This is a genomic window from Roseiconus nitratireducens, from assembly GCF_008629675.1.
Classification (GTDB): Bacteria; Planctomycetota; Planctomycetia; order Pirellulales; family Pirellulaceae; genus Stieleria; species Stieleria nitratireducens.
Genome location: NZ_VWOX01000097.1, coordinates 1 through 418, shown reverse-complemented (window position 1 = coordinate 418; position 418 = coordinate 1). Strand labels below are relative to the sequence as shown.

The 418-nt window shown below is 55.3% G+C and carries 1 protein-coding gene; it reads right to left on the bottom strand.

Annotated elements, in window-relative coordinates; translation table 11 throughout:
• Nucleotides 1-214: 214 nt before the first annotated feature.
• The coding region (locus FYK55_RS28830; protein WP_161604837.1) for an iron-sulfur cluster assembly scaffold protein at nucleotides 215-418 on the bottom strand (204 nt) is incomplete at its 5' end.

Here is a 418-nt window from a genome sequence, read left to right as displayed (position 1 = left end):
GCGACGGGAACGTCGCGTATCGCGTTGCGATTCGGAAGTTCGATGAACACGCAATTTGCCATCGGACGCTTTGGAAACGATCGAGCGGTTGCGGTTTCGAGATTTCTTGGAGGACATGGGTCGATAGCCTTGATGATGGCGAACTCGGATAACGAAAGATTCAGCGGAGACATTGCCCGCGAGTGGTGTTAAAAGAAGTTGGAGGGGATGGCGGTCAATCGCTTTCCTGACGTAGCAACGCCCGGAGAGCTTCCAATCCAAGCAATGCGCACTGCTGTCGAAGCGGAGAGATTGGGCAACCAAGCAGATCAAGCATGTCCTTTGGGGCCAACAAACGTGCCTTCTCCAGCGACATCCCATCGACTTGCTGGCAAAGCATCGAGGCGGCGGCCTGACTGATCACGCAGCCGTTTCCCAA